Raw genomic sequence first — 981 nt, 5'->3', positions numbered from 1 at the left:
TAAGCCTTGTAGGGCAGGTTTTGCTTTGCCATTTGGATTGCTGGTGTTTGCACCAATACCAATGCCAACACTGATGGCATCACCTTGATAATTTAGGTGATTTTGTATATCTTGGGTTTGGATACCTTGGGCAAACTGGGTTTGGTTTTTACCTTGATCGGTGATGAGATAGCCGCCTGTGAAGTTGCCTTGTCCTTGTACAGACAAGGTGGACTCTTTGGCTTTGATGCCTGATTGATGGGTGACTTGTTGATAGCTTGCGTCTATGTCTGTTTTACCGCCATTGATACTAAAGCTTTGGGGTTTGCCATTAAAGCCGACATCGGCACTAAATCCTGCTTGTTTTTGATCATGGGTGTATTGATAGGTATCTTGACGGCTTTTGACGATCAGATCACCGCCTACTGTGCCTGTTAGATATGTGGTATCAAGATTGGCACCGTCTAGGGTTAGACTGCCACCAATATTGTTAATGGTACTGCCTTTAACAGTAACTTGAGTATTGGTGTGAGTGGTGGTTGTTTCTTGGCTATTGCCTTTTGCTTTGTTGGCATTGATGGTAAAGCCTTGATTGGATTGACCGCCACCTATTTGAGCACTGGCATAGACACCAAAGCCTACGCCTTTGCTGCTGTTTTGGCTGGTGGTAGTGCTGGTCTGGGTTGAGGCTTGATAGATGACATCGCCCTCTACATTTTGATATAAGTTATTGCCAACGCTGATGTTTGAGCCTGTGACAACCAAATCGGAGTTTTTGCCTTTACCTTTAAGATTGATGATAAGATTGTTGTCTGCATGGATATTGGCGGCATCATTTTCCTCTTGATGAACCAGTGTTTGGTTTTTTGTGCTTTGAGAGCCTGCGGTCGCCTGAACTCTGATGCTGCCTAGGTTGCCGTTTTGTAGATTTTGAGCGAGGGTGCGTACTTTAGATGCAGCTGCTAAAGTCCCCATGAGCTTGGCACGGCGAGAGTCGGTGTC

General features: G+C 45.4%; 1 protein-coding gene. It reads right to left on the bottom strand.

Annotated features, from left to right (window positions below):
• The coding region (locus M2R47_RS09360; protein ID WP_249102529.1) for a hemagglutinin repeat-containing protein at window positions 1–981 on the bottom strand (981 nt) is incomplete at both ends.

The organism is Moraxella oculi (assembly GCF_023336735.1).
GTDB classification, from domain to species: Bacteria; Pseudomonadota; Gammaproteobacteria; order Pseudomonadales; family Moraxellaceae; genus Moraxella; species Moraxella oculi.
Note: the sequence above shows the minus strand (reverse complement) of the source record. Positions and strands in the feature narration are given on the sequence as shown.